Genomic DNA, 1,508 nt, shown 5'->3' with positions numbered 1-1,508 from the left:
TGCATCACCGAACGCCGGTGCAGACCCTCAAGGCATGGCAACGGGATCGGCCCGAGTTATTTCGAAAATTGGTATATGATCACCCGAGTCTCGACATCCAGTGATGGTCGAAGCGTGGATTCGGCGGCGCGCACGTCGAGGCGAATGCAGGCGGTGAAATCGGTGCGCGAAGGACAGCCGGTTGCCGAGGTGGCGCGCGCCTATGGTGTGGCCGTGCGCACGGTCTATCGCTGGCTCTCGAGCTTTGCCAACGAGGGGCAGGCAGGGCTGACGACCAAGCCCCGGTCCGGACGCCCGCCGAAGGTGACGGCCGAAGAGATGGCCTGGATTGCGCGCACGGTGCGCGAGGAGACCCCGCAGCAGATGCGCTTTCCCTACGCGCTGTGGACGCTGTCGCTGATCCGCGAGCTCATTCGCCGGCACCTGGGCAAGTCGCTCACCCCGGCCTCGGTGAGCCGGATCATGAAGTTGCTCGGCTTCACCGCGCAGAAGCCGCTGTATCGGGCCTGGCAGCAGGACCCGGAGCTGGTGCGGAATGTGTCAACCTTTTTCCGACAGTGAGCCCTCGGATTGCTAATGAATGTTGCCGGTGCTGACCGGTGGATACGCGGGCTCGCAGGCACTCGGCTCGGTGACCAGCTCACTGGCCGTACAGGTAATACCGTCGTCCGGGTTGATGCAGACGCTGCTCGGGGGTCGGGTGGCGAGCGGCGGCCCCTTCGGGAAGCGCTCCGGGTGCTCGGCGTAGTAAGCATCCAGCGCGGCCTGCCGGCGGGCGTGGACCGTGTCGACGCGGCCGGCGAAGACGTCGGCCGGGGTGTAGAAGGCCAGGCCCTCATGGGGCCGGTGCTGGTAGTCGGCGATGAAGCCGCGCATCCAGCGGCGGGCGTGATCGATGTCGGTGAACCGGCCGGGGTAGCCGGGGCTGTACTTCAAGGTCTTGAACGCCGACTCGCTGAAGGGGTTGTCGTTGGAGACCCGCGGCCGGGAGTAGCTGCGGCGCACGCCGCAGTCGGCGAGGAAGGCCCGGTAGCTCCCGAGTTCCACAGTTTGAGGCGATTCGCGGCATTTCTGAGCCTGTAACCGATTGATTTTCCTTTGGTGTATGGGCCAAAAGCGCGAACCGGCTGTTGTGTCACGTCTTGTAGGACTTGGCGTTTGGTAGCGTTGTTCGTGTTGGTATAGTGTTGTGGTATGTACACGCGCATCACCAAGTCCGGCCCACGGCGCTACCTGCAACTCGTCCAGGGCTACCGCGATGCCAATGGCAAGGCGAAGCAGAAGGTCATCGCCAACCTCGGGCGCATCGACCAACTCGAGGCCGAGGATATGGAGGCGCTGATCAAAGGGCTCCAACGCGCGGTCGGCCGCCCCGAGTCCGTCCCGGACGCGCCCCGGTTCGACACCGCCCGCGCCTTTGGTGATGTGTGGGGTAAGCGCCGTTAAATCGACGCTCTTGCCTCAGTCGTATTGGGCGACTTTTTTCGAAGCGGGTAACCCGGCATTCC

General features: G+C 64.4%; 2 protein-coding genes and 1 pseudogene. 2 read left to right on the top strand and 1 reads right to left on the bottom strand.

Annotated elements, in window-relative coordinates:
* The first annotated feature begins 75 nt into the window (after positions 1-75).
* The gene (locus tag ACPEES_RS23345; protein ID WP_435106900.1) at positions 76-561 is read left to right on the top strand and encodes an IS630 family transposase; all 486 of its coding nucleotides are present in this window, start codon (positions 76-78) and stop codon (positions 559-561) included.
* Between the two features lie 12 nt (positions 562-573).
* Here the strand turns inward: ACPEES_RS23345 and ACPEES_RS23340 are convergent, their stop codons facing one another.
* Positions 574-1,047: an integrase core domain-containing protein gene (locus tag ACPEES_RS23340; protein ID WP_435106898.1), complete on the bottom strand. Its 474-nt coding sequence runs from the start codon at positions 1,045-1,047 to the stop codon at positions 574-576.
* A gap of 147 nt (positions 1,048-1,194) precedes the next feature.
* Between ACPEES_RS23340 and ACPEES_RS23335 the strand changes: the two are divergent.
* A pseudogene (locus tag ACPEES_RS23335) lies at positions 1,195-1,431 on the top strand (IS1634 family transposase); the annotation flags it as partial.
* Positions 1,432-1,508 lie beyond the last annotated feature (77 nt).

The sequence above is a fragment of the Arhodomonas sp. AD133 genome (assembly GCF_051195215.1).
Taxonomy (GTDB): domain Bacteria; phylum Pseudomonadota; class Gammaproteobacteria; order Nitrococcales; family Nitrococcaceae; genus Arhodomonas.
Note: the sequence above shows the minus strand (reverse complement) of the source record. Positions and strands in the feature narration are given on the sequence as shown.